The organism is Arsenophonus sp. ENCA (genome assembly GCF_002287155.1).
In the GTDB taxonomy this organism is placed as follows: Bacteria; Pseudomonadota; Gammaproteobacteria; order Enterobacterales; family Enterobacteriaceae; genus Arsenophonus; species Arsenophonus nilaparvatae.
This window is the reverse complement of the sequence record NZ_NHNG01000523.1, coordinates 1-800: the sequence shown is the minus strand read 5'-3', so window position 1 is coordinate 800 and position 800 is coordinate 1. Positions and strand designations below refer to the sequence as shown.

General features: G+C 37.3%; 2 protein-coding genes. One reads left to right on the top strand and one right to left on the bottom strand.

Annotation, left to right across the window (positions count from 1 at the left end):
- Nucleotides 1-187 precede the first annotated feature (187 nt).
- Nucleotides 188-553 carry a transposase gene (locus CBG25_RS13610; protein ID WP_290607274.1) on the top strand — a complete coding sequence of 122 codons (366 nt, stop codon included), beginning with the start codon at nucleotides 188-190 and terminating at the stop codon, nucleotides 551-553.
- Here CBG25_RS13610 and CBG25_RS13605 read toward each other — a convergent pair.
- Nucleotides 510-800 (bottom strand): transposase (locus tag CBG25_RS13605; protein WP_290603789.1); only part of this gene is annotated, 291 nt, incomplete at its 5' end. The genes CBG25_RS13610 and CBG25_RS13605 overlap by 44 nt on opposite strands.

Sequence of the window (800 nt, the reverse complement as noted above, 5' to 3'; positions counted from 1 at the left end):
AATGATTGCTTTACATAAACGATTATCTCGTAACAGCCGCTCTTTGTTGATCATTTCAAACCTTTATTCTCTAAGTTAAACCTCTTTTTATTCTCAATAGCGTGACAAAAAATGCAAGTCTCTATTCAGCAACTAGTTTATTATCAATATTCAGGTAATAAGNMATGATGTTATTGCTGGCATAGGTTTGGTTAATTTGCTTTGGCATGATCTGACAAGTGTTGAATCAATTCCTATTGACTATCGTATTTATGATAAAGATTCTGATGGAAAAACAAAAAACACGCACTTTTCCGAAATGCTGGCTCTTGCTAAAAAAAGAGGGATCATGCCAGAAGCGGTAGTGATGGATGCCTGGTATTCTAGCCTAGATAATCTGAAATCAATTCGCTCTCATGGTTGGGTCTGGGTAACCACGCTGAGGAAAAACAGGATTGTTAACCATAATAAACAACTGAACAAGTTAGACATCTCAGAAGAAGGAACTCCAACACGAGTTTCGCACAAAACTAATTTGGGTACGCTAATAAAACACGGATGTGCTCAGCAATAGCATTTTTGATTACGTCCCAATTTTGTTGATAAAGGGTTATTTTTTCAGATATACGACGTTTATGTTGTTCAAACCACGCAGAAATAGCGAGAAAAATATGATTTCTTTGCGCTCGGCTCGTGCGAGCCTGACAGCGTTCAATACCACAATTTTGTTTAACTTCTCGATGATAAACTTCAACAGACCAACGGGCATCCATGATAGATTTGACGTATTCACGGGTGGGATTCTCTTTGTTTGTTACTAT